The organism is Rhizobium skierniewicense, from assembly GCF_014196515.1.
In the GTDB taxonomy this organism is placed as follows: domain Bacteria; phylum Pseudomonadota; class Alphaproteobacteria; order Rhizobiales; family Rhizobiaceae; genus Agrobacterium; species Agrobacterium skierniewicense.
This window is the reverse complement of sequence record NZ_JACIDV010000006.1, coordinates 24,297-50,013: the sequence shown is the minus strand read 5'-3', so window position 1 is coordinate 50,013 and position 25,717 is coordinate 24,297. Positions and strand designations below refer to the sequence as shown.

The following is a 25,717-nucleotide window of genomic DNA, read 5'->3' as shown; positions in this document are numbered from 1 at the left end:
GGGGGACGTGAATGGAAAATGTGGAAACACAGGCGGATCGCTCCATCAGAACAACTGTCGTGATAGCAGGTGGCGGACCGGCTGGCATGATGCTCGGGCTCTTGCTGGCGCGCGCCAATGTCGATGTCACAGTGATCGAAAAACACAGCGATTTTTTTCGTGACTTCCGTGGCGATACTATCCATCCCTCGACACTCGATATCGTCGACCAACTCGGTTTTATCAGGGAGTTTCTGGCGCTGCCGCACACGCGGGCGGAAAAACTGCATGCGGAAATCGGAAGTGAGAAGGTAACGATCGCAGATTTTTCATGGTTGCCGGTCAAGAACCGCTTCATCGCCTTCATGCCGCAGTGGGATTTTCTGAATTTCATCGCCGGTAAGGCAGGACAATTCGAGAATTTTCGGTTGCTGATGAACGCGCCGGTTACGAACCTTGTTCAAGATGGGGGCAAGATTCGCGGGCTCACGGTCGAGACCCCGGAAGGTCTCCTCACAATTGAAGCGGATCTGGTCATCGGCGCGGATGGCCGCAACTCGATTGTCAGGGAAAAAGCCGGTCTGGAGGTCGAGCGTTTCGGGGTGCCTACGGAGGTGGTCTGGATGCGCCTTTCAAAGCAGCCCGGTGACCCGAGCGAAACGATGGGACATGCGGGCCCGCAGCAGGGCTTCGTGCTGATCGACCGTGGCGACTACTGGCAATGCGGTTATGTGGTGCGCAAGGGTTCCTACGCAGAGTTCAAGGAAAAGGGTCTGGACGCCTTTCGAGAGCGCGTCGCAGAGGTCTGCCCGCTGCCGCGTGAACGCCTGTCGGAAATCCGAAGCTGGGATGACGCCTGGTTGCTGACGGTGCGGATAGACCGTTTGAAACAATGGTGGAAACCGGGTCTGATCTGTATTGGAGATGCGGCGCACGCCATGTCGCCAATTGGCGGTGTCGGGGTTAATCTTGCCATCCAGGATGCGGTGGCCGTGGCCAATGTGCTCATTCCGGTCTTGTCGTCCAGAAAGCCGATCACCGATACTCATCTGGCAGCAATCGAGAATCGTCGTTCCTTCCCGACCAAGGCAACGCAGCGTTTGCAACTGATGATGCGCAGCAAGAACAAGAAAGACCAGGCCGATGTCAAAAAGGCGAAAGGTCCGCCCGCCTTCGTGCTTGCGATCATGCGCTTTCCGCTGCTCGCGCATCTGGCAGGCAGGCTGATCGGACTCGGGTTCCGGCGTGAAAAGCTCAGATACTGAGTTTGTCGAATTCCCGTTCGTCGTAAAGGCGGCGCAATATTCTTGCCGTTCCTGCCGCACCATCCAGATCGAGAGCGGTGTCGCCAGGTTCTGGCAGTTGTAGTGATACCTTGATGGCCTCTGCCATGGATTGCGGCGATATGGCGCTTTCCTCCAGCACATGGGCAAGGCCCAGTTTTGCCAGCCGGGATGCGCGCGCACCTTGCTCCGTTTCGCCGTTAGCAGCGAAGGGAATGAGAAGCGAGCGGCATTTCGCCTGCAAGATGTCGCAGACCGTGTTGTATCCCGCTTGCGAAATCGAGAGCTTCGCTCCGGCTAGCAGGCTCGAAAAATCCTTGCGGAAGCGAAACACCGAGATGCGGTCGCCGGCCTCAGCCGATATGGCGTCGAAATCCGCTTTCGGCATGTTGGGGCCGGTGATAAGACACCAGCTTTTCACCTGATCGATCACAGGCGCAGCATCCAGTGCGGCGCGAACCAGCGCTGCCCCGACCGCTCCGCCGCCAGCGGAAACCACGACATCGAAGCGTTCCTGCGGCGGTTCCGGTTTGGATGCCGCGACAAGGCCGGTATAGACGATGCGCTGGCTGATCTGATCGGCCAGAGGGAAGGTTTCCTCCAGTCTTGCGAAATTCGGATCACCATGAACAAGCACGGTGTCGAAATGCTTTTTGACCAGTGCGATGGTTTCTTCGTCGCGACCGGGCTTGGCGCGTTCCTGAAGAATATCACGCAAGGATGTCATGACCAGCGGGCGCTCAATGGTCGTTTCGATGGCATCTAAAAGCGGCAGGAGTTCGAAACGCACCTGCCGGCGGCCGAATGGAAAAGCCTCGATGATAACGATATCCGGCCGCGCACCATGATAGGCTCCCAGGAGCATGCTGGTGCGGTCATCCTTGAACCCATCGTCGACCGGCTTGCCAGTCGCATCCACAAGGCCTGAGAAATTGCCGTCGCTGACCGCAATCGGGGGCAGCTCAATGTGCCTGATACCGTCACCCGGAAACCCGGGCACAGGCGTTCCACCCGTCACCAGCGTCACATCGAAACCGTCCGAAACCAGCGCGCGTGCGACACGGCTAGCGCGTGCTATGTGGCCGATGCCAAGCAAGTGCTGGACGTAAAAGAAAACGCGTGGCGCTGATTTTTTTGCGGTCACAGGTCTTTCTCCCATTCCTGCTCGAACAACGCTTTCAGCTCTGTGATGCTGTTTCGATGGTCGAATGCAGTGCGCACCCGGTTCTCAGCGGCCGCTCCAAGCCGTCCGCGAAGCGCGGGATCGGTCATCGCCTTTTGCAATGCCTGTGAAAAAGCGGTCGCATCGTCCGGCTCGGTCAGCAACCCGTTTTCTCCATCGATGAAAAATTCGGGGATGCCGGAAATATTGGTGGAAATACAGGTAAGGTTCTGGCTCGCGGCTTCCACCAGCACATTGGGCAGTCCATCACGGTCGCCATCGCTGGTGATGCGGCATGCGAGCGCAAAGAGATCGGCTTTTCGATAATGTTCCAGAACCTGCGTCTGGTCCATCGCGCCCATCCACTCGATGCGGTCGGAAACGCCGAGTTCGTCTGCCAGCGTTTTCAGTGCGCTCAGTTCGTCGCCACCGCCAATATGGGTGAAGCGCCAATGCAGGGAAGATGGCAGGGCCGCCAGGGCGTGCAGGAGAATGTCGATCCCCTTCTTCTTGACGGCACGCCCGACGCTCAGAACACGGACCGGCTGCGAGGGGTGTGAACCATCGCGCTCTTCTCGCGGGCCCTCGAAATGCGGAAAGCGTGTGAGATCGAGCCCGTGATAGCTGAGATGAACTTTGCTTTTGTCACTCGAAAGGTTTTGCAAGTGCCTGAAACCACTGGCCGTACAGGTCACAGCCCAGCGTGCGCTATCGAGCTTGTTGGAAAGGTCGTGGTCGCTGGACGTCCAGATGTCCTTGGCGTGAGCCGAGATCGTCCATGGCGTGCCGGTGATCAGGTGGGTGTAGGCGGCAACCGATGCCGGGGTGTGGATGAAATGGACGTGTAGCCATCCCGCATCGACAGGCCATTCATGCGCCAGAACAGCGGCCTGCCCAAAGCGCCGAAAGCGGTTTCGGCTGACATCATGGCGAAGGTCACGAGCAAAGCGGCGTAGCGCTTTTCCAAAACCGGGCTTTGCCCGACACGACCAGAGCGCTTTTAAAACACGAAGCGGCTCTTCATGAAGATATTCCGGCAGGTACGTCACGTTGGCGCGGATTTCGTCGTGCACCGGGTGGCGCTTCTTATCAGTCGGGCGACGCATGGAGACGAGTCCAAGCTCCAGCCCGGCCTTTTCAAGCCCCAAGAGTTCCTGAGCGATGAACGTCTCCGAAAGGCGGGGATATCCTTTCAAGAGAACCATGATTTTTTTTTTGACGGTCACGATGTCAGCGTCTCTTTCTGAAATCAGGCACCGGTAGCCGTGGATTTCGCGTCGTCGTGAGGCTGAAGCCACTCGGCTATTCGTTTGGAAATATTTTCCAGGCCGTCGAGCGTGAGATTTCTGCCGTTGGCTGAAGGCGGCGCGCGTTTGAGCAAGTCTTTCAGTGCCTGGGCCATTTTCTGCGGATTTTCAGCATCTTCTGGGACCAGCATATCGAACAGCCCGAGTTCAGACGCGCGGCTTGCCCGGATCAATTGCTCTTCACGCGGCACGATGCGTGGGACGATGAGGGCGGGCTTGTCGAAGGACAGGATTTCGCACACCGTGTTGTAACCGCCCATGGACACGACAGCCCTGGCGCCCGCGACGATATCTTCCATGCGATTGTCGAACCCGATGATCTCGATATGGGGAATATCGGCCGTGTTCTGCAGAAAGCGGGCGCGCTGGTCACCGGGCATATAAGGACCAAGTACGATCAGCGCTTTCTGCGTGAGCTCGGGATCGGCCTTGTAGGCGTTGATCACATCGTCGATCAACTCGCTGCCATCACCGCCGCCACCGGTCGTGACAAGAATATAATCGCCCTCGGGGCGATGCGAGGTGCTTTCCGATTGCGTTTTAGAGCGTTGCAGGAAACCGACGAAATCCATTTTTTCCCGCACCTTTGGCGGGACATTCAGCCCCATGAGCGGGTCGTGGAAATCCGGCGGGCCATAAACCCAAACGTGATCGTAATAGCGCTCTATCTTGTTCAAAACATCGTTGCGCTTCCATTCGGCTTCCAGCAATTGCGGCGCATCCATCACATCGCGCAGACCAATGACGAGCTTGGTCGCTCTGGCTTTCAGATAAGCGAGCGTGTCCTCCACCTCGCTGCGCAGACCCATAGGCTCCTTGTCAACGATGAAGATATCCGGCTGAAAGCTTTCGGCGGTGTGGTAGATAATCGAGCGCCGCATCTTCAGTGTTTCCTGAAGATCGATGTGCTGGTCAAGCGACGTGTACTCGCCGTTTCTGAGTTTGATGACGCTGGGGATTTTGACGAAATCCACGCGGGCGCGGTAGTCGAACGCACCGGCGATGGTCGCGCCTGATATGATGAGAACGTTGAGGCCACGGTAATCCTCGACCAGCGCGTGTGCAATGGTGCGGCAACGGCGCAGATGCCCGAGGCCGAACGAATCGTGGCTATACATAAGGATACGGGCATCGTTCAAACGCGTGCTCACGGCAGCCACCTCTTGTCCGGGGTCGGATGGCTGGTCTGGTCTGATCGATGGGTCACTGAACGGTCCGTGGTTATTTGAAAGGGTCTGCGGCATCACGTAGTCCATCGCCGAAGAAATTAAAGGCCAAGATAACCAGTACCACCGGTACCGTGGGTAGAAGAAGCCATGGATACAGGGCAATCACGCTCACACTTCTCGCTTCCGTGAGCAGAATACCCCAACTTGTGATCGGCGGACGAAGGCCAAGCCCTAGGAAGCTGAGGGCCGTCTCGCCAAGAATCATGCCCGGTATTGTCAGGGTCGCGGATGCAATCAGGTGGGACATGAAACCGGGAATCAGGTGCCGACCGATGATACGGGGCGTGCTGGCACCCATCAATTGCGCGGCAAGCACATAGTCTTCTTCGCGCAGCGCCAGGAGCTTGGATCGCACGGCCCGCGCGAGGCCGGTCCAGTCCAGCAGGCCCAGAATGAGGGTAATACCGAGATAGACGAGAATCGGGCTCCATGTTACCGGCATGATGGCAGCCAGAGCCAGCCACAGGGGAATGCTGGGGATCGATTGCAGAACCTCGATGATACGCTGGACGATCAGATCGAACACGCCGCCACGGTAACCCGCAAGGCCGCCGATCACGATACCGAGTACGAAGCTCATGGCAACGCCGAGAAGACCGATGGTCAGGGATATCCGTGCGCCGTAGATAATTCGGGACAGAACATCGCGCCCCAGACGGTCGGTTCCGAGCAAATACATCTGCCCACCCTGTGCAGGGCAAACGAGGTGCACGTTGCTGTCGAAGAGGCCCCAGAACTTGTAGCTATCGCTACGGCAGAAGAAACGCAGTTTTTGTATATCCGTTGGCACGTCGGTGTAAACGCGCCGCAGGTTCTCCATGTCGAGGCTCATTCTTCGCCCGTAAACAAAGGGGCCTACAAATTCGCCATCGTTGAAAAGATGGATGGATTGCGGCGGTGCGTAGATGTTTTCGACATTGCGGGTGTGAAGATTATAGGGTGCCAGAAACTCGCAAATGAGAATCGACACGTAGACGACGAGCAGGAACGCACCGGAATAGAGCGCAAGCTTGTGTTGCTTGAACTGCCACCACATCAGCTTGAACTGCGAGGCCTTGCTGAAAGCAGCAAGCCCCGATGTCGTAGGCTCGATCAGATTGGGATCGAACGGTGCGGTCGAGACGTAATGCGGCAATGCTTCGCCGGGCTTGGGAAGGGTCGATGTCATTTGATGTTACCACCCCCAAAGCGGATACGCGGATCGAGAATGGCAAGCGCAATATCGGAAATCAGCACGCCTATCACCGTCAGGAAAGCGAGGAACATCAAGAAGGATCCGGCCAGATACATGTCCTGACTTTGCAGGGCACGGATCAGCATCGGACCTGTTGTTTCCAGCGAGAGGACGATGGCGGTGATTTCCGCCCCCGAGATGATGGCAGGCAGAATTGATCCAATATCCGAGATGAAGAAGTTCAGTGCCATGCGCAGCGGATATTTCGTCAGAACCTTGAAGGGATGCAGGCCCTTGGCACGCGCCGTCACCACATATTGCTTCTGCAACTCGTCCAGCAGGTTTGCGCGCAAGCGGCGGATCATGCCGGCGGTGCCAGCTGTTCCGATAATAAGGACCGGAATCCACAGATGCTCCAGAATGGATTTGAACTTTGCCCAGCTCATGGCCTGGTTCAAGTATTCGCGGTCCATGAGGTGGCCGATGGAGATGCCAAACCAGATGTTGGCAAAATACATCAGGATCAGCGCCAGCATGAAATTGGGGATGGCGATACCCAGAAGTCCAACAAATGTCAGTCCGTAATCGCCCCAGCTATATTTGTGCGTGGCGGAATAGATGCCGATAGGAAAGGCTATGATCCATGTCACGATGATCGTGACGAAGGATACCAGCATCGTCAGCCACAATCGATCGCCCACGACCTCGTTGACGGGAAGCTGGTATTCGAAGGAGAAACCGAAATCTCCTACCAGCATGCCGGTCGCCCATCGGAAGTAGCGGATCGGTGCCGGTTGATCGAAACCGTAGCGGGTGCGCAACTCCTCGATCTCGGCCAGATTGGCGGTCTCGCCCATGGCGCGCATTTCGGCGACATAGCTCTCGAAATAGTCGCCCGGTGGTAGTTCGATGATGGTAAAAACCAGCATCGAGATGAGGATGAGCGTTGGGATCATCACGAGCAGGCGCCCTAGAATATATCTGAGCATGTCATGCGTCTCCGTCGTACCAGAACGCGTCTGGCATATAGACACCGAGATAGGATGTCGGCTCGAATCCGTAGAGCGCTTTTTCCGGGACGTTGCGCATCTTCTTGACGTGAACAATGGGTTGAAGCGCGCTGTTGACGATGCCGATCGAAAAGACCTGCTGCGAATAGATTTCCAGCATTTCAAGCCAAATGGCACGCCGTTCTTCTTCCGTGACGCTAACCCGCCATTTCTTCAAAAGAGCCAGCAGATGAGATGCTTCTGCAAGGTCAGGCGCTGTGCCTTCGCGTCCGCCGGAAAGATAGTGAACACCCCATACCGGCCACTGCAGTTGGTCGTCGCCGGTCGGCGCAAGACCTGCGGGTAACATGTCGGGGGTGGGGACGGCATTGTCCATGCCAAACCAGACAGACATCATGACTTCTCCGCCCATCGCGCGCTTGCGGAAAACATCGCGCTGCGTCGGACGGCTGGACAGGGAGACACCGAGTTTGCGCCAATGGTCGGTCACCAGCTCCAACACATCCGTCTCCAGCGTGCTTTCGCCTGCTGTTTCGACGATGATATGAACGGGACGTCCGTCCGGGAGAAGGCGCACGCCCTTTTCGTTGCGCTTGTCCAACCCCAGTTCGTCCAGCAACGTGTTTGCCATGGCGGGGTTGAAGTCAGCCCATGCGCGCGCGAATTCCGGGCGGTACAGCGAACTTTCCGGCAGCACGGTATCGGCACTTTCCTTGGCGAGCCCGTAGAAGCACACCATGTTGATTTCATGCCTGTCGATACCAACGGATAAGGCGCGGCGCATGCGCACATCCCGGAACAGGTTCCGCCACACCTCATCGCCGCAATTCAGGTTCGGCAACAGGCAGACCCGCGATCCCTGGCTGCGTGTCCACAGGTTGACCTTCAGCGGGAAGCGATCCTCTGCATCTTTGAGATAGGTGTAGTCGTTGAAGTCCAGCCCCATGAATTGCAGATCGCTGTCCCCGGACGCCGTCTTGGCGGCAATGATTTCCGATGAGGTGACGTTCAGCAGAAAGCGATCGAGATAGGGCAGTTGCAGTCCATTTTCGTCGACGCGATGGTAATAGGGGTTACGCTCGAAAATGAACTGTTCGGCCGGCGGATAGGTGATGTTGCGCCAGGCGTCGAGCGTCGGAAGATCGGGATTTTCAGGTCTGACCTGCCGCGACATCTTGATGTGCAGGCTGCTCCAGTCGTCCACCTTGTTCTTTTTTGCCAGCTTGGCGAGGTTTTCCGGCGTCTGATATTTCGCATGAAACTGCTTCATATAAGCCGCTGGAAGACACACACGAGCGGGAGACGCACCGGCCAGTTTGGCCAGAAAGTCCGGGTTGGGACCTTCCCATGTGTACCGTACCGTCACCCGGTCGATGATCTCAACCTTTGGCGGTTTTTCATAAACCAACAGTTCGATGGGCGGGCCGCCCTTGTGTATCTCGCGGTTGAGTGCCACGTCCTCCCAGAAATAGCGGAAGTCCTCCGTGGTAAAATCGCTGCCATCTGACCACTTGTGGCCATCACGCAGCTTGAGCGTGAAGATACGTTCCTCATCGATCGTGTAGCCTTCCAGAATATCGGGCTGGAAGTTGAAGCTTTCGTCAAAACCGACCAGCCGGGCATAGCTGTTGATCGGCATCAGGCGGATATCACGCTGACCACCGATCAGCATGCGTGCGGAGCCGCCGTGTTTGCCCGGCTCACGTCCGAGACTTTTGAGGTTTACGACGCGCGGGTTCTTTGGCAAACGCTGGTCCACGGGCGGCAACTCACCCTTGTCGCGTTTTTCTTTCAGAAATTCCGAATCGGTATAAGCTGCAAAGGCTTTCCATGGCGCAAAGACGGATGCCAGAAGGGCGAGTGTCGTTCTACGCGTGATCAAGAGCGTAACTCCGCAACGTCAACATTTCCATTGGCAAGCACCAGATGGCCACCGCCGAGATCGGCTGTGACAAGACTGGTGTCATCGCTTTCGCGAAACTGCTTGCCCCAATCAAGTTTTCCGGTTGCGCTGATTTTGGCGATGGTGCTGAAATCGAGCGGTCGGTCCAGGTCAGGGAAGGGGACCGCAGCCAAAAGCGATTTCGTATAGGGGTGTACCGGGTTGCGCATCAGCGCCTCGCGCGGTGCAATCTCCACGATTTTCCCCTCGCACATCACAGCGACCCTGTCCGCCATGTAATCCACGACGGCCAGATTGTGCGAAATAAACAGGTAGGTGAGGCCAAGCTCTTTTTGCAAATCTTTCAAAAGGTTGAGAATTTGTGCCTGTACCGATACATCCAGGGCCGATACGGGCTCATCGCAGATCAACAGTTCCGGTCCCAGTGTCAGGGCTCTGGCAATGCCGATGCGCTGGCGCTGGCCGCCTGAAAAACTATGCGGATAGCGATTGAGCGCGCTTTCGCCAAGGCCGATGGCTTTGAGAAGATTGCGGACCCTTTCGGCCCGATATTTGGCATCGCCACGGCCATGAATTTCGAGAGGCTCGCTGAGGATATTGCTGACCGTCATGCGCGGCGAAAGCGAAGAGATCGGGTCTTGAAACACCATCTGTATCTTCGTTCGCAGTTCGCGCAGATCACCATCTTTGGCGCTTAAAACGTCGATCTCGCCTTTTTTGCTGTGAAAGGTGATGGAGCCCTCGTCCGGCTGAACCGCTCGCATCAGGATTTTGCTGACCGTCGTTTTGCCGCTGCCGCTCTCGCCCACAAGGCCTAGGCACTCGCCACGATGAATATCGAAGCTGACACCATCGACGGCCTTGGTGCCGGTGGATTTGCCGGAGCTGAACCAGCTCGACTTGCGCGTGGTGAATGTCTTGCTGACATTGTTGACGCTTAGCAGAATACCCTTGGTTTTGTCGACGGTATCGGTCTTTTTGCCGATCAGGCTTTCCTTGTCGATGACAACATCGCGGAGCGCCTTCAACCGCTCGCCGGGCTTCATTTCGAAATGCGGAACGGCCGCCATCAGGCCTTTGAGATAGGGGTGGGATGGCGCGCGGAAGATATCGCTGACCGGCCCGGATTCCATGATCTCGCCCTGATAGATGACCGCCACTTCGTCGGCGATGTTGGCGACGACGCCGAGATCGTGGGTGATCAGCAGCATGCTCATGTTCAGGCGGCTTTGCAGATCCCGCAGCAGCTTGAGGATTTGCGCCTGTATGGTCACATCAAGGGCCGTCGTCGGCTCATCGGCAATCAGAAGTGCCGGGCGGCAAATCAGCGCCATGGCGATCATCGCGCGCTGGCGCATGCCGCCTGATAGCTCGAAGGGATACATGTTGCAGATTTTTTTCGGATTGGAAAAGCCGACAAGATCAAGCGTTTCCTCGATTTTTTCCTGCCGTTCCCGCGGCGTCAGAACCGAGTGAATGCGCAAGGCTTCATCGACCTGATTGCCAATAGTGTGCAACGGCGAAAACGACGTCATCGGCTCCTGGAAGATCAGGCCCATTCGGTTTCCACGGATGGCCCGCATGGGCTTGCCGTCGGGTTCCAGTTGTAAAAGATCGACCGCGCCTTTTTCAGGACGAGCGGGATCGGAAAATAGCACGCGCCCCTTGACCCGTGCCGTGCGCGGCTGGATACCCATGATGGTCTGGCCAATGACGGATTTGCCTGAGCCGGATTCACCCACCAGCGCTGTCACCTTGCCCGGCAGAATGCGCAGGCTGGCATTTCTGACGGCATCGATTTTGCCGCCCATCAACGAAAAGGAAACCTCGAGATTCTCGATACGAAGCAAATCGGCGCCTGAACTCATGCCAAGGGTGTCCTCACCATTCTTCTTTTGCTTGTGGCAGTTATTTAAGGGCCATCGAACTTACGTTATCTTAGGCCTTTCGTTCTGTCTATGCTTCTGAAACATCGAAAATTTTAGGTCTTCGTGTCTGTTACGGTCGCCAAAAAAACATCTAAATCGAACATGTGTCCGAGTTATTAAACCCGAGGAAGTCCTATGCCCGGAAAGGCGTATTTTGACAAAAAACTGGCCGAGGTGCGAGACATGGTCGCCGCGGGAGACTTTGCGGAGGCTCGTGGTGTTCTCAATAACCTCTCAGGCGAACAAGACACCCACCTTATGGGCGAAAAGACCGCTCTGGGATTGCCGCGCCGGCTTCATTCAGCCTTTCTGCGGTTAGCCAAGGCGCAAGGTGATGACGTGAGCCGCACCGGCTATCAATATTTGCTGGTGCCGCCGCCGGATGTTTTTGCACCTTACGGCCAGTTTTCGGGTACAGAGCGCCGGGAGATTGGCGCTAAAAACCGCGAGCCGGTGCCGAAAATCCTGCATCAGATATGGATCGGCGACAAGCCTCCACCGGTATCAACCAGCGCTTGGGCGGAGCATGCGGGGCGCCATAATATCGCCTACCGTCTTTGGCGTGAGGCTGATCTTGACAGAGAGGGCATCACCTCCAACCCGATATTTGCCAGGATGCTGGCGGATGGAGATTACCCGGGGGCGGTTGATGTAGCGCGGTATGTCATTTTATCGAAGGTTGGCGGTGTCTATCTCGACTGCGATTTTTACCCCGCTCGGGACGATTTGAGCTTCTTCGACATAGTGCCGATGATCGGACTGACGGCATTTGGCGAAGATGTGCCGCGCAAGACCGGGCAGGGTAGTCTGCTTCTGGCCAATTCCTTCGTCGCCTCGCCGCCCGCACATCCGGTCTTCAGTCGAATGCTGGACGCTTTTCCACAAATCTTGGCAAAACTACCGAAAGCGCCCGCCTGGTGGGCAACCGGCCCCCTCATCTTCACAGTCGTGGCGCGGGCTGGATCAGTCTCTCTTGCCCCGGCTGATTTCGTTGTCGCGACCTTGCCGGATAAAGCACCGTTGACCGCTATCGAGGATGTTCGCTCCCTCTTGGGATCGGAGAGCGGCGGCCTTCTGATTGCCTGGAAATCATGGTGATGTCTGTTCAAGCCAGTGGCGAGAAGAGCGCCAGCGGCAACCGGGGTGATTGGCCGTCAATGCGAAAAGCAAATGGAGAAAAGCCCAGACGTTTTCGTCGTGGTCGAGATGGTGGGTGAGGATGCCTGTCATGCCGCCCGTCTCCTGTGCTTGGCGCATGCGCACAGCGGTTTCGGCAAAAAGCAGGTCATGGTCCTTGCCGCCCCGCGTGCCACGCCAGTCGATGACATCGATATGCGTGTTAAGAAGAGGAATGCTGCCCGATGTCTCGGGACCATAAACCGATAGCGCCTCGTAACCCGCTTGCGGCAAATGGGCGGCGATTGTCTGATCGATCCGGTTCCAGGGCGGTACCAGCATCGGAACGCAACGAGCGCCGTGCAAGGACTGGAGTTTGCTCAGGGCCGTCTGCAACTCACCCAACACCGTTGCCAGCGGTCTGTGTAGCCCGAGTTCTCTTTTTTTTTCGTCCGGTCTCGCGTGGTTGCGATGTGCCCAGCCATGCACGGCCACGTCGATCCCTGTCATGCTCTCAAGCCGTTGCGCCAGCGCCTCGCCGGTTGGTTCCGGTATGACGGCCAGCGTCATCGGCACGCCATATTGCTTAGACAGGTCCATCAGCCGATCCAATGCGGGACTTGGCTGTGTGGCATCGTCATCGCGAAGCCAGACGTCCGCGACGATGTTCTTGCTGGCAAAATCATCCAGCGTTTCGAGAAGCAGTTTATGGGTCATGACGTCTGTTCCGGAAGATTTTCGAGAATATCATTCAATGTCATGGCGGCACGTTCAAGGGAGCGGGTGAAGGTGGCGAAATGGCGGGCTTTCGCCGCCATCGCCTGACGCTGACCGTCGTTTTCCATCAGATATATCAAGGCATCGGCATAGGTTTTGATGTCACCGGGTTCCGTCAGAAGACCGGTTTCACCATCCATGACGACCTCCGGAACGCCGGCGATCCGCTCCGCAATCACGGGCAAACCGGCAGCCTGTGCTTCCAGATAAGCCAATCCATAGGCCTCCCCATGTCCCGGCCACACGTAGAGCGAAGCCTGCGACAGGATCTCAGAGATTTTTTCGGCCCGTTGTTCGCCATGCCAGACGATGCGTTTTGGGTCGAACCTGCCGAATAGGTCTTCCACCGTCGCCCGTTCTGGGCCGTCTCCGACGATATCCAATGTCCAGGGAAGTTCCGGGGGCACCAGCTTCAAAGCCTCCGATAACGCCCGATAGCTGCTGACTTTGTCACCGGGGCGCATCATCGCAACTGTGGCCAAGCGATACCGGTTTGGGGATGGCGCTCTTTTTACAAATGTCGATGCGTCGATAAAGGGCGCAAGCATGGCCAGGCGGAGGCCAATGTCGGCTTTTGAAAGCCCGTCATGATCTCTGCCGGTGAAGCAAATGTTGACGGCGGCGAACTGGAGATCGGCCAGAAGTGCAGCCTGTATCTCTTCCCAACCCATTGCGTTGCGTTTCGGCGCGTAGGATGCTTCCGCCGTGACATAGACGACATCGAAACGTTTGCACAGCTCAGGTCCGAGAAGGTCTCTCGCCTTATAGTAGGGATGGTAGCAGAACCAGAGATCGGGTTTGACCTTGCGGATCCATGTGGCAGCGATGCGCTCTTTCTCTGTTTCCGCCACCAATCTCAGGTCAGTGATGCTTTGTCCTGTCGGCTCGCGCACGAAACTGCGAAGCTCTGATACCACCTCCACCTCATGTCCTGAAAGACGCATGGCCTGCATCAACAGGCGCGACATCAGCCGGTCGCCGGAGGGAACAGGATGATTGGGTGATTTCAGCGGGCTGTAGAATGCAATTTTCATGCGTCAGTTCTGCTTTGTCGTCAGGCGCTTCGTCAATGGGAATTTGAAAGGGTTCTAAACCTTGACACCGTGCCCCTTCTCGCCCAACTGATGGGCATGTTTTTCCATGCGCGGGACGCAATCAGCTTTGACTTCCTCTTCAAACGCACAGCAACTTCTTGGAATTATTGGGTCAAAAACGGCGAAAGCCGGTGTGATCGGTCTCGGTTATGTCGGTCTTCCGCTGGCTATGACGATTGCCCATTCCGGTTTCAAGGTTATTGGCTTCGATATCGATCCAGGTAAGATCACGGCCATCGATGCCGGTGAAAGCTACATCGAAGCGGTTTCACAGGATGTTTTGAACGACGCGCGCCGGGATGGCGGCTTTGTCGCGACCAGCGATTTTGCACAGCTTGCCGATTGCGACGTGATCGCCATTTGCGTCCCGACGCCTCTGACGAAATATCGCGATCCAGACCTGTCTTACGTTGAAAACACGTGCCGTGAAATTGCGAAAACGCTTCGCCCCGGACAACTCGTCGTCTTGGAATCGACCACCTATCCCGGTACGACGGATGGCGTGGTGAAGACCATTCTTGAAAAGACCGGGTTGAAATCCGGCGTTGATTTCTTTCTCGGTTTTTCGCCGGAGCGTGAAGACCCCGGCAATCGCGATTTCCAGACCTCGACCATTCCAAAAGTTGTCTCTGGTGAGGGTGCGGATGCAGCGGAACTCATGGTGACGTTTTACGGATCTGTCGTTAAAACCGTTGTCCCCGTCTCCACCAACGCGACGGCCGAGGCAGTGAAAATCACGGAAAACGTCTTTCGTGCCGTCAATATCGCCCTCGTCAACGAATTGAAGGTCGTTTACGAGGCAATGGGTATCGACATATGGGAGGTGATCGATGCGGCCAAGACCAAGCCGTTCGGCTATATGCCGTTTTATCCCGGGCCTGGTCTGGGTGGTCACTGCATTCCCATCGATCCCTTCTATTTGACATGGAAATCGCGTGAGTACGATCTGCCGACGCGCTTCATCGAGCTTGCCGGGCAGATCAACACAGGCATGCCGCGCCATGTCGTCAGCCGTCTGGCCGAAGCGCTTGATATTCACCGCGGTAAGGCGCTCAGCCGGTCCAAGGTCTTGATCGTCGGCTTGGCTTACAAGAAGAACGTGCCGGACATTCGCGAAAGCCCATCCCTCAAGCTGATCGAACTCATCATCGAGCGCAGCGGCCAGCCGTCCTATTTCGATCCCTATGTCGCAGAAATTCCGAAGACCAGGGAATATGGTGATCTCTTGGGCATGAAGTCCGTCGCCTGGGACAAGCAGACGATCGAGGCTTTCGATGCGGTTCTGGTCGCAACGGACCACGATATGATCGATTACCAGAGCCTGAGCGAGTGGTCTGCGCTGATCATCGATACGCGCAATGCGTTTGCCAAGCGTGGTATCGTCGCAAGCCACATCATCAAAGCCTGATGGAAGAAAACAGATGAGCAGACTGGATAGCTTCATTCGCCGCCTGACGGCGCAGCGCGATATTCTCAACCATGTTCATGCCGATCTCAATCTTCCTGCGGGGCCTGTCATGGAAGTCGGGCTTGGCAACGGGCGCACGTTCAACCATCTGCGCGAACTCTTTCCCGATCGCCGCATCGTCGCGTTTGACCGGGCGATGGGTGCCCATGCATCCTCTGTCCCCCCCGAAGAAGACTTGGTGATCGGTGAAATTGCCGAAACGGCGCAGGCCTATCTCGGGATTGAAGCTGCCCTCGTGCATGCCGATATCGGCACCGGCTATGCCGAGAAGGATGCGGTGACACTGACATGGCTGCCACAGCTTGTTGCGGGCATGTTGGGAAAAGGCGGGGTGGCGATCAGCGGTCTGCCGCTGGAGGAAAAAACGCTCAATCCGTTGCCATTGCCTGGTTCTGTCCCCACGGATCGCTACTTCTTGTATCGCAAGATATAGGCTGACTAAACGAAGCGCTGGCTTTCTGTTTCAGAAATCAGGAAGACCTTCATGTGCGCACTTTTGCCTCGGATGGGTATGGTCCGGCTTTCCAAAACTGCGTTTGGATGGCCCGATTGCACAATGACCGGTTCGGACACGACAATTGCCGTATTGAAATCCTTTGCTGCGCTTTCGAGCCTGCTCGCGACGTTAACAGTATCACCGATTGCAGTGAGTGTTTTTGCCGCCCCGTAGCCCATGACACCGACAATAGAGGGGCCGGCGTGGATGCCGATCACGATACGCAGTTTGACGGAAAACTGCTTTTCGAGTTCTTCGTTGAGCGCCTCGATATTGCGAAGGATCAGTGCCGCAGCTTTCAAGGCATCGCGACTTGCGGTTTCCTTGTTGCCATCGAGCCCGAATAGGGCCATCGCACCATCACCGATGAACTTGTCCAACCTGCCACCCGCCTGCTCAACGGCCTGGCCGACGACGGTGAAGTAGCGGTTGAGCAAAAACACCATGTCATAGGGCAGGCGCGCTTCCGACAATGCGGTGAAATTTCGAAGATCACAGAACATCACCGCGATTTCCTCTTCGCGACCGGGTCGGATCGGCTCGCCGCTGGCGGGAATGTCACTTTGCTGTTTTGAGGCCAGGAGAAGGGCAACGCTCAGACTGTGCTTGGGGCGAAGTTGGCATCCGAGCCTGACGTCAGAATCGGCATGGATACGCTGAAGTGTGGCACGTTCCATCGTAGACGGTTCCGGCAACGGCCCTTGCGTGTTGATGATCCTCACCCTGCAAGTGGAACACCGGCCTTTGCCGCCACAGGCTGAAAAGTGGGATACGCCGCCCGCTCGGCTCGCCTCCAGGACGCTCAGGCCTGCGGATGCCCGGACGAGCGCTCCGTGTTCATAACGAATTTCGAATGCATTTGCCCGTTGGCGCCAACTGCGCAGGCCGCGAAGTGCAAAGATGAAGACAACAGCGCTGCCGAAGAGAATTTTCGCACCGTTTGTAAATCCGTCGATCACAGCCTCGAGTTCGGCCTGATTGGCATGGGGAACACGCGGCGGCGGCGGATTGTACTCCATTTCCCGGCCCGCATCGCTGAAGCCCAGAAGTGCCAGAATGGGCAAGAGCACCGCAATGGTCAGCAGATAGGGTGAGATCTTCTTATACCAATCGCGATAGCGCAACCAGAAGAACACGCCAAGGCATCCATGCGCCCATATCAGGATGAGGACGGTGCTTTGCCGCAGGCCTAACATCGGATTGCGGATCCAGAAGTTATTGATGACGATCTCGTACCCGATGTCGATGCCGTAGAGCATCCGTGAAAGGCGGATACCACTGGCATGATCGATGATCATATACGGGATTAAAAGACCGATGATGATCTGCAAGGCCTCGCGCGTCGGCATCTTTAGCGAACGGCGCACATAGATGGACCGCAAGACCAAAATGATGTGCGTGAGAACCGCGCCGTAAAAAATCACACTGCTGACAGGATTGAGCCAGATAAGGCTGAACCATCTGCGGCCGTTTTCCGCGGTCTCAAGCGACACCAGCGCCAGAGCGTGGTTGGATAGGTGGCTGAAGACGAAGAGGAGCATGATAAGGCCGGACAGCAATCGTGCACGCCTCAGCGACGTTTCCGATAGGATGTTGGCCATGCCGCGTGTCTCCAGTTGCCTTGTGTTGTCGCGGTTCGGCAAATTGCCAGGGGAGACGTCCCTGTTTATGGCGTTTCGTTGCTATACGCCAATGCGTTGAAAATCAGAAGCGGTCGGAGATCACGTCGTTGGCATCGATCAAACATGCTCTGCCTACAGCTCTATCGTTTGCCCGTCCCAGGCTGCAAACATGCCGGGGAACTCTTTCTGTGCATCTGCCTCGATAACATCAATCTCGTCATCTGTGCGGAAAGGCGCGTGATGAATGAGGCCGACACTCTTGGCGTTTGCGTGCTTTGCCAGCAAAACGGCTTGCTGCCATGAAGAGTGACCATAGCCCCTGTATGTGTTCATCTCAGCCTCGGTGAAGCTTGCATCATAGAGGAAGAGGTCCACATTATCGATGAGCTTTAAGACCGATTTATCCAGCTTGCCGGCTTCGTGTTCCGTGTCCGTGATGATCGCAAGGCTGCGGCCCTGCCAATCGATACGGTAACCGATGGCATTTCCAGGGTGGTTGAGCATGCCGGTGGTGATGTTGAGATCGGGATGGACGGCAAGAACATCTCCCGCCTTGAAATTCTCGGTAACGATTTGTGCGCAGCATACGTCAAGTGGGACAGGAAACCACGGCGGGCTCATGAATTCGGCGATCATCTCGTGTGTCGTTTTCTGTCCTGCCAAATGGCCGGACCAGATGCGCACATCGTTCTGGCGATTGAAGAATGGTTTGAAATAGGGGAAGCCGATGATGTGGTCGTAATGACAGTGGGAAAAGAACATGTTGACGTCGCAGATGCCCTCGGCTTTCAGAGCCTGACCTGCGGGAAGCAGTCCTGATCCTGCATCGAATAACAAGACATGATCTCCGCACCTCACCTCGATGCAGATTGTGTTGCCACCATACTTACGGAATTTGTCTCCTGAAACGGGTAGCGTTCCTCGCGCTCCCCAAATCTTAACTCTAAATTCCTGTTTATTGTCCCGACGGTGATCGTCGGAATTCAATGCCATGATACACCCCAATTTACCACGAACATCCCAAGCTTCCTCCCATGGGCGCCCGTGTATCTTCTTGTCTCTGCCCCGATTTCCGGGGAGACGACTTGCGTCTCCGCCAATAGTACACCGAACATTTCATTTTTATGACAATAGGACCACTTTTATTTTTCTTTTTGTTCGCGGCTATTGAGAAGACGGTTGCGTTTCCACATTCGATGCGGACCGCGCTTTGCTGAGCTCCGTCGTTGTCTGGGTCAAACGCTCGGCCAGAACACGCATGACCTTGATTGTGATGTCGGGGAAGTCAGACATCAGTTTGAAGAATTGTTCCTTGCTGATGCGCAATGCTTCGACGGATGTGGATGCCTGAACGGTCGCGGTTCTGACGCTGTCGCACAGAATGGCGATCTCACCGACAATTGCGTTTCCACTCATCTCGGTCAGCTTTATCTGTCCCGACGGAGAATCGATGAGAACATCGACCTTGCCTGTCAATAATACGTAAGCCGCGTCGCCAATGTCGCCCTGGCGAAACAGTTCGTCGCCCGCGTGATAGGAGACTCGATCAGACGCGAATGCCAGCAGCTTCAGCTTGGAGGGTTCCATCTGGCTGAAGAATGGAACGCGTTTGAGCATCTGAATTTCGTCTTTGAAAAGCATCGTCTCGTCCTGTGCGTGTTCCTGTTTCATCGCGAACCGATCAGGCTGCGATCATTTCCTTGAATGTATCGTTTTCTTCGACAAGAGTCTCATATGGTCCGTCAGCAACGATCGACCCATGGTTGATGACGATAACACGGTCAAACATTTTTGAAAGTGATGGGTTTGAAAGGACCCACAACACGGCCGGATTGGCGCCATCGTTGCGCAAGAACGCGATGACATTGTCAACGATTTCCTGTTGCAGGCGATGATCGAGGCCTGGAAGCGGGCGGTTCAGAACATAATAGTCCGATTTTCTGATCAAGGCGCGTGCCAGGTTAAGCTTCTGACGCTGCAAGGGGCCCAGCCGCTTGCCGCCCGCACCCAGGTTGAATTCGAGTCCAACAGCCAGAACCTTTTCGTAAAGGCCCTGCTTCTTCATCGCATCAGCAACAATCTTGGTGATGCGTCGGGATGCGTCAGGGAAACGGTGGCTGATTTTGCCGAACAGGATATTGTCTAGAAGGCTGGCAGACGTACCGTATTTTTCCGGATCGTAGGGTTCGATCCAGCTGCGCAGGTCGTCCGGCAGCTTCTCGTGGAACATGTGCCGAACCTCGACAATCTTGTCCATGACCTCCTGCGTCAGCAGACCAAAACGCTGGCGCGGCTCGATGTAGAAGAAACTGAGGCGCAGCATGGCGCGTTTCTCGGCGTCGGTGGCATCCTTGTAGCTTTTGCCCTGAAGACGCTGCAGCATCTGCTGGTAGCTGGGAATGTCGTCTGCCGTCATGAAGGTCAGTTGCTGGAAAAACGGATGATCAGGCGGAAGATCGCTGAAGATTTCGACCACGTTTTCAGCGATCGTAAAGCCCATGTCAAACAGAGTATCGGACAGGCCGCTGCCGCGCATCAGATTGCGGAAATACTCGCTATCGATGATCTTGCGGCTTCCTGACGAGGAATCCCGCATGGTGCCGAACATGATGTTTTCGCCAACCGTCGCCTCGGCATTGTAGCTGTCGGATTCGAAGGGCACGATCAGGCCGCTGAGATTTTCCTGTTCCAGCTCGGCGCGCAGAGCCTGCCGCAACTCCACCACCCGTGCTGCCAGATGCAGGTCGGTCAGGGGATCGATGGACGAACGCAAGGCGAACTCAAGAACATCCGGTGCGAGCTGGACCGTATCGAGCACGGCCAACATGGCTTTCAGGAACTTCTCCTCGTCATCGCTTCCCGCAGGGCTGGACGCATAGTCGATCCAGTCGCTGTTGATATCAATATTGGGGTTTTCAGCCATCTTTGCTTCGCGAATCTCCCACTTCCGGTGTTCGAGGTCTGAACCGCTATACTCTTTTGGCTTTAAAGGTGCGTGTTTAAGACCGTAGACAAGGTTTTCTTTCAGGCTGGCGTGGAAGAAATAGGTATCGGCTGACACATAGGAGATACGGCGTCCGGTCACGGCTTCCGGCAATTCATGGAGATCGGTGTCGCCGAGGGTGATCTTGCCGGAGGTTGGCCATAGCGTTCTGCCCAAAGCATCGGCGAGTGCTTCCGCGCCTGCTGTCCCGACAATGCCGATGGTTTCACCGGGATTGATCGTCAAGGACGCCTGTTCAAGAAGGCGTGTACCACTGTCGTCATCCAGAGACAGCCCGGCAATAACGATCGGTCCTGTGATGGCAGCGGCTGCTTCTGGCGACAGCGCCTGTATCTTGGCGTCAATCATCAGTGGGGAATCGAATTGCTCGAACACCTGCTCATATTTGACCTGAACATCCTGGCGAGCCTGATCCCAGTCGATCAGTTCTTTCAACGGGCCAGGCAATTCTTTGTAGGCGTTGATCACCGCCACGAGCTGACCGACGTCGAGGCTTCCTCTCAGCGTCAGATAGCCGCCCAGCGAGTAAAAGAAGAACGGTGTCAGCTGCGCCAGAAAATTATTGACGAATTTGACGATGAATTTCCACTGGTACAGGTCATAGCGGATCTTGAAGATTTCGCCGAGCCGATGAGCTGCATCCGCGCGTTCATAGTTGGACGTATCATAGGCGTGGATCGTGCCGATACCATCCACCATTTCGCCGATGCGGCCGGCGAGTTGCCGTGCGCTTAACTGGCGTTGTCTGCCAAGTTCGATCAGACGGCGGCGCATCTGCGGAATGATGCCGACCTGGATGGCAGCCATGAAGGCCGCAATCAGGCCTAGCCAGAAATTCTGTACGAGAATGAAGAAAAGGGCCGCCAGTGCCTGTCCGCCAAGAAGGGCCGGCTGAACGAATGCATCGCCGGTAAAGCCACCAAGCGGCTCCACTTCGTCTTTGATCATGCTGGAGATTTCCGCGCCTTTGACCCGCTTGAAGTGGGAAGGCGGGAACAGCAGGATGCGATCAATCAACTGGAAGCGGATGCGGCGCAGCAGACGCTCGCCCAGCCGACCCTTGTAGGTGTTGATGTAATATTTGAAGAGGCCGTTGATGATGACGAGCGCAAGGAACGTCAGGCTCAGACCCATTAACATACCAAATCTGGTCAGTTCGATACCGGGAAACAGAGTGATCTGCCCGATGTATGGAACATTCCACGCCAGATGCATGAAGAGTTGGGTTGAGTTTACCCCCTCGAACCCGTCTCCCTGGATGGGACCATTGACGATCTGCTTGGGAAGATCAAAGGCAAGGAAATACGGTATCATCGATAACGCGACGATCAGCAGAATGAAGACCTGCTGCCGCCGAGTGTGATTCCAGATATAGCGCGTTAAACTTTTTTCCATTTAGGAATGCTATCCCTTGCCGGGCCGAGCCGTATGATGTCCAGGCCAGGAAGGCCTCGACATCATACGGCTCCAAATCAAAAAGTGAGAACGGAATTGAAAGGCAAAATCCCCCATATTTTTGCCTGATTACGCTCACGGGACGGTAGTCGATGTTTTCGACTGCGTCAAAGCCACTGTCCCGTGCCCGGCGCATGTCGGTCAGAAATATTATCAATCATTAAGAGTGCGATAGAGCCCGGAAATTCAAGGCTTTACGGTCTTCCCTATCGCCAGCATTTGCGCTTGAACAAGCGATATAGTGGTTTGCTTAAAAACGGAAGACTTGGCTGCTGCCAAGCGTACGAATTTCGCCCTTTGGCGGGTGTGAGATTTGCGGATTGATGGGTCGCAGTTCAATAGGTCTGGTTTCACCTGGCGCGAGATGAAACCAGTCATCCGACGGTCTGAAGCCTTCGGCCGTGATGTGAACCGACTGGGCAAAACGGTCGGCAGTCACGTCCAACGTCCAGCGTTGCTTTTCCTCGCTCATTTCGGTTTGAAAAACTGCAGGGTGCATCGCCATGTGCCGCCCCTGCGGAAAATGAAATGCCGTGGCGATCAACGCTCCAGTCGCCTGGTCGGTCAGCTTCGCCACCGTCACATTGTAAGATGGAGGGCCGAAACGATAGGCGTAGGTCGTGTCGAAAAAAGCACCAAACAGATCAGTTGCAGCGATCACCTGTTTGTGGCGGGGAGCAAGGCTTACAGCGCGTTTGCCCGTTACCACAGGCTGAAGCCCGTCGCGTAGGCATGTTACGTCAAGCACAAGATCCTGGGTCTCGAGCTTTTCATTGATCAGGTGAATATCTAGCCCGTTGGTACCCTCGTCCAAGAGGTTGATCTGCACAGGGCGAAAGGCACGTTTCAGCCCGTACCAAGCCGGTTTCGGCTCTCCGGTTGCGTCGATAAGGCCCCAGCCGGGTCCAGGTATCAGGTCCTGCAGGGTCCAGACCAGAGCGCCTTGGCAGGTGGAGCCTGCACGGCGCCACTCCGCAAATGTTGCTTCCATCACTTCGGCCGTCACGGCACGGGACAGGTCGAGATACTGTTCGCTTTCCTCGCGCCGCAATATTGATGGGTCTACGGCATAGAGGAGCTTGAGATAATGGTCCCTGACGTCCTCGAAATCCCAGGATGCGTTCCGGTCTCTCGGCACCCGCGCTTTCCATAGCGGGTCATGCACGGGCCGTGCGGCCAAGTGCTTGTCCAGCGTGCTTTGTTGCGGCACATTTGCAAAGGCCAGGCATTCGGCTGCAAAGCGGACGTCAGCACGGCGTGCGTCCTCCAACGGTCTGCAATAGGCGCCGATACCATAGTAATGGCCAACCTTTTCGTTCGGGAAAAACGGAAGGGCTCCGCCGAACGGGGAGTTGGGCACATAGGCAATGTCGGGCCGCAAAAGAGCCGTAAGCTGCGGTAGAAACTCCTCCGTCAGCGCTCCTTTCCAAATCCGCTCCGACAATCCGAGCATCGCGCCTTGCTGATACATCTCGCTGCCCCCGCACATAATCACAAGCGAGGGAGAAAGCGCCGTGTTCTCAAGGAGTTGTGTTGTCTCCACCTTGATGTGGGCGAGAAACGTCTCATCCTTCGTCGGGTAGTCGAAATTGGCAAGCATCAGGTCCTGCCACACCATGAGGCCCAGTTCGTCGCACAGAGCAAAGAAGTTCGGCGTCTCATAGGTCATGGTGCCACCGATGCGGATCATGTTCATACCAGCCTCAGTGGCGAGACGAAGCCATGGCTCATAATCCGCACGGGTGCCCGGAAGGCGCGCGATATCGGCATTCGTCCACACCGCGCCGCGGCAGAAAACCGGCTCGCCGTTAATTTTCAGACCAAACCCCTTGCCATCTATACCCTCATCGATCTCGATGCGGCGAAATCCGGTTTTGCCGAGAGCATATCTTTGCCCATCAATGCGCAGGCCAACGTCATGCAGCGTTGGCGTGCCATGCGTTGCAGGCCACCAAGGTTCAATATTGTCTAATCGTAACATACCCTCGAAGGTGTTTTTCTCGTTGGAAGTAAGAGGGGCGGAAACATCGCCGCAGGTGATTTCGACGGTGGACGCATGGTGGTTCGTTTTGACAGAGAGACGCAGGGTTGCTGTGTGCTCGGCGTCCAGTTCCGATTGGAACGCCAAAACGTCGAAGACGTGTTCGTCATGACGGATCAGGCGGATGGGCCGCCAAGGGCCGACGGCATGGATTTCCGGGCACCAGCCCGGCATGTGCCCAAGTGCCGTGGTTCTGATCAACCGCAACCCTTGTGAATTCATCATCTGCGGACGCCAGCGCGCCCGCGGTCCGAGACGCTCAAGGCGCGGTGCAAGCGCTCTAAAGCAGATGGCCAGTTCGTCCGCGCCAGACAGGTCGAATGGGACGTCCAGTGCTTCGAACATGCTGGCGGAGTGGGCAACGCGTTCGCCGTTCAGGAAAATTTCCGAAACCGTTGCCAGCCCCTCGAAGCGGAGCGTAGCGGGCCCGACATGTTCGGAGATCAGCGTCAACCGATACCAGGCGTCGTAGATATTCAACGGCTTCGGATCGAGCCGATCAAACTTTCCGAGCACTTCCAAGGCCTGCGCGACGGTTCCGGGTACCGGCGCCGTGATGGTCTCTGCATCGACAGGTATCTCCGTCGGTGTCTCAAAAGCATCTGGTTCGGTGAGCGTCAGGGTCCACCCCTCGCTCAACAATTGCCCTTTCGCAGGGTGCATATAAGCTGGAGCCGTCACGCGGCCTGGCTCGTCTTGCTCAGCGTGTCATTGAGTTCGGCCATCATCTCATCCCAGGCCGCGATGGCGGGGTCGAGGGCATTTGCCAGTGTGTCGAACTTGCGGCGGGCGATGGCGCGGGCAAGCTGGAACTGCGCAGATTTTGCGACTTCCGAGATGCGACGTGCGTGGTTTGGCGCATGGCCGTAGCGCTGCCCGCCGCCCAGCCAGTCCAGATGGCTTGCCGTAAGTTCGAAATTGGCACCGAACTGGCGAAGCGTGTTGAAGGCGTACTTATGGAAAAAGCTGAAGGGACGGTCGGCCACTTTCGCCACTTGCGTCGGAAAAACCTCGGCAAACGCCTTGATGGGATTGATGTCCGGGCGCCTGGCAAAATGCTGAGCGAGAAGGCGCTCTGCTGCGGCCCGCCTCTCTGTGTCGCCCAACGGTTTTTCCGGGAATTTGGCAAATTCGGTGTAGGGCAAAAAGGGGGGATCGTTCTCGGTTAGATGATGCTGAAAAATGCCTGAGAAATCGTCGCCTTCCAGCGCGAAATAGCCTGCGTTGTGGAAGTATTCCAGCCTGCGGTTTACCCCGTCCATCCTGTTTATGGCGACCGTCGTCTTTCCATGTTCCTTGCGATAGGCGGTGCCGTGCGTATCCGGCATATAGAAACTGTCCATCTCGATCAGGCAGATACGACCGCGCTGCAACTGCATGGCGATGTGGCTTTCGAGCCTGTCGAAAATTGCGAGTTCTGTCACGCGGATGCCATACAGTGTTTCGAGGTCTTCGAGCGGCACTTTGAAAAAGGTAAACTGGTCACCCTCGAAATCCTGTGCCAGCGTAAAGCCGAGCATGGCTTCCGGCGGTAGGCCGCTTGACGCCAGAAGCTCGATCCACAGATCGACATAGCAATTGGTTTCCGGCCACATCCTCTCCAGCGCGTGAAGGGAATGCGGGACGTAGGTTTCGGCGTTTAAGGCCGGAAAGATGCTCGTCATGCCGT

Annotated in this window: 19 protein-coding genes; 4 read left to right on the top strand and 15 right to left on the bottom strand. The window is 56.2% G+C overall.

The window, feature by feature from the left end; translation table 11 throughout:
- Window positions 1-11: 11 nt before the first annotated feature.
- Window positions 12-1,244 (top strand): FAD-dependent oxidoreductase, encoded by a 1,233-nt coding sequence (locus tag GGQ73_RS10945; protein ID WP_183896223.1) that lies wholly within the window; start codon window positions 12-14, stop codon window positions 1,242-1,244.
- Here GGQ73_RS10945 and GGQ73_RS10940 read toward each other — a convergent pair.
- The 7 genes from GGQ73_RS10940 to GGQ73_RS10910 all read right to left on the bottom strand — a co-directional run bounded on the left by GGQ73_RS10940 (window position 1,234) and on the right by GGQ73_RS10910 (window position 10,915).
- Window positions 1,234-2,421 (bottom strand): glycosyltransferase family protein, encoded by a 1,188-nt coding sequence (locus GGQ73_RS10940; RefSeq protein ID WP_183896221.1) that lies wholly within the window; start codon window positions 2,419-2,421, stop codon window positions 1,234-1,236. The genes GGQ73_RS10945 and GGQ73_RS10940 overlap by 11 nt on opposite strands.
- A complete protein-coding gene (locus tag GGQ73_RS10935; RefSeq protein ID WP_183896219.1) occupies window positions 2,403-3,650 on the bottom strand; it encodes a glycosyltransferase family 4 protein in 1,248 nt (415 codons plus the stop codon). The genes GGQ73_RS10940 and GGQ73_RS10935 overlap by 19 nt, the downstream gene beginning before the upstream one ends.
- A 23-nt stretch (window positions 3,651-3,673) precedes the next feature.
- Window positions 3,674-4,882, bottom strand: a complete 1,209-nt coding sequence (locus GGQ73_RS10930) for a glycosyltransferase family protein (RefSeq protein ID WP_183896217.1) — start codon at window positions 4,880-4,882, stop codon at window positions 3,674-3,676.
- Window positions 4,883-4,952: 70 nt separating this feature from the next.
- Window positions 4,953-6,128, bottom strand: coding sequence for an ABC transporter permease (locus GGQ73_RS10925; protein ID WP_174154207.1), 1,176 nt, complete (start codon window positions 6,126-6,128; stop codon window positions 4,953-4,955).
- A complete protein-coding gene (locus GGQ73_RS10920; protein WP_174154206.1) occupies window positions 6,125-7,123 on the bottom strand; it encodes an ABC transporter permease in 999 nt (332 codons plus the stop codon). The genes GGQ73_RS10925 and GGQ73_RS10920 overlap by 4 nt, the downstream gene beginning before the upstream one ends.
- Before the next feature lies 1 nt (window position 7,124).
- The gene (locus GGQ73_RS10915) at window positions 7,125-9,026 is read right to left on the bottom strand and encodes an ABC transporter substrate-binding protein (RefSeq protein WP_183896215.1); all 1,902 of its coding nucleotides are present in this window, start codon (window positions 9,024-9,026) and stop codon (window positions 7,125-7,127) included.
- Window positions 9,023-10,915 carry an ABC transporter ATP-binding protein gene (locus GGQ73_RS10910; protein WP_183896213.1) on the bottom strand — a complete coding sequence of 631 codons (1,893 nt, stop codon included), beginning with the start codon at window positions 10,913-10,915 and terminating at the stop codon, window positions 9,023-9,025. Before GGQ73_RS10910 ends, GGQ73_RS10915 begins: the two co-directional genes overlap by 4 nt.
- Before the next feature lie 195 nt (window positions 10,916-11,110).
- On the opposite strand from GGQ73_RS10910, the gene GGQ73_RS10905 reads away from it, so the two are divergent.
- Window positions 11,111-12,073, top strand: a complete 963-nt coding sequence (locus GGQ73_RS10905; protein ID WP_183896212.1) for a glycosyltransferase family 32 protein — start codon at window positions 11,111-11,113, stop codon at window positions 12,071-12,073.
- Here the strand turns inward: GGQ73_RS10905 and GGQ73_RS10900 are convergent.
- Both GGQ73_RS10900 and GGQ73_RS10895 read right to left on the bottom strand, forming a co-directional pair.
- On the bottom strand, window positions 12,065-12,808 hold the full coding sequence (locus tag GGQ73_RS10900; RefSeq protein WP_183896210.1) for a polysaccharide deacetylase family protein: 744 nt from the start codon (window positions 12,806-12,808) through the stop codon (window positions 12,065-12,067). The genes GGQ73_RS10905 and GGQ73_RS10900 overlap by 9 nt on opposite strands.
- On the bottom strand, window positions 12,805-13,902 hold the full coding sequence (locus tag GGQ73_RS10895) for a glycosyltransferase family 4 protein (protein WP_183896208.1): 1,098 nt from the start codon (window positions 13,900-13,902) through the stop codon (window positions 12,805-12,807). The genes GGQ73_RS10900 and GGQ73_RS10895 overlap by 4 nt, the downstream gene beginning before the upstream one ends.
- 106 nt (window positions 13,903-14,008) lie before the next feature.
- On the opposite strand from GGQ73_RS10895, the gene GGQ73_RS10890 reads away from it, so the two are divergent.
- Both GGQ73_RS10890 and GGQ73_RS10885 read left to right on the top strand, forming a co-directional pair.
- Window positions 14,009-15,370, top strand: coding sequence for a nucleotide sugar dehydrogenase (locus tag GGQ73_RS10890; protein WP_183896205.1), 1,362 nt, complete (start codon window positions 14,009-14,011; stop codon window positions 15,368-15,370).
- Window positions 15,371-15,383: 13 nt separating this feature from the next.
- Window positions 15,384-15,863: a class I SAM-dependent methyltransferase gene (locus GGQ73_RS10885; RefSeq protein ID WP_183896203.1), complete on the top strand. Its 480-nt coding sequence runs from the start codon at window positions 15,384-15,386 to the stop codon at window positions 15,861-15,863.
- A gap of 5 nt (window positions 15,864-15,868) precedes the next feature.
- Here the strand turns inward: GGQ73_RS10885 and GGQ73_RS10880 are convergent, their stop codons facing one another.
- The 6 genes from GGQ73_RS10880 to GGQ73_RS10855 all read right to left on the bottom strand — a co-directional run bounded on the left by GGQ73_RS10880 (window position 15,869) and on the right by GGQ73_RS10855 (window position 25,712).
- Window positions 15,869-17,527, bottom strand: a complete 1,659-nt coding sequence (locus tag GGQ73_RS10880; RefSeq protein WP_234910945.1) for an adenylate/guanylate cyclase domain-containing protein — start codon at window positions 17,525-17,527, stop codon at window positions 15,869-15,871.
- 153 nt (window positions 17,528-17,680) lie between these two features.
- Window positions 17,681-18,541 (bottom strand): MBL fold metallo-hydrolase, encoded by an 861-nt coding sequence (locus tag GGQ73_RS10875; RefSeq protein ID WP_183896202.1) that lies wholly within the window; start codon window positions 18,539-18,541, stop codon window positions 17,681-17,683.
- Window positions 18,542-18,712: 171 nt separating this feature from the next.
- Window positions 18,713-19,189 (bottom strand): cyclic nucleotide-binding domain-containing protein, encoded by a 477-nt coding sequence (locus GGQ73_RS10870; RefSeq protein ID WP_174154197.1) that lies wholly within the window; start codon window positions 19,187-19,189, stop codon window positions 18,713-18,715.
- A 40-nt stretch (window positions 19,190-19,229) separates the two neighbouring features.
- Window positions 19,230-21,947, bottom strand: coding sequence for an ABC transporter ATP-binding protein (locus tag GGQ73_RS10865; protein ID WP_183896200.1), 2,718 nt, complete (start codon window positions 21,945-21,947; stop codon window positions 19,230-19,232).
- Between the two features lie 310 nt (window positions 21,948-22,257).
- Window positions 22,258-24,711 (bottom strand): glycoside hydrolase family 2 protein, encoded by a 2,454-nt coding sequence (locus tag GGQ73_RS10860; RefSeq protein WP_183896572.1) that lies wholly within the window; start codon window positions 24,709-24,711, stop codon window positions 22,258-22,260.
- Between the two features lie 14 nt (window positions 24,712-24,725).
- A complete protein-coding gene (locus tag GGQ73_RS10855) occupies window positions 24,726-25,712 on the bottom strand; it encodes a DUF1839 family protein (protein ID WP_183896198.1) in 987 nt (328 codons plus the stop codon).
- Window positions 25,713-25,717 lie beyond the last annotated feature (5 nt).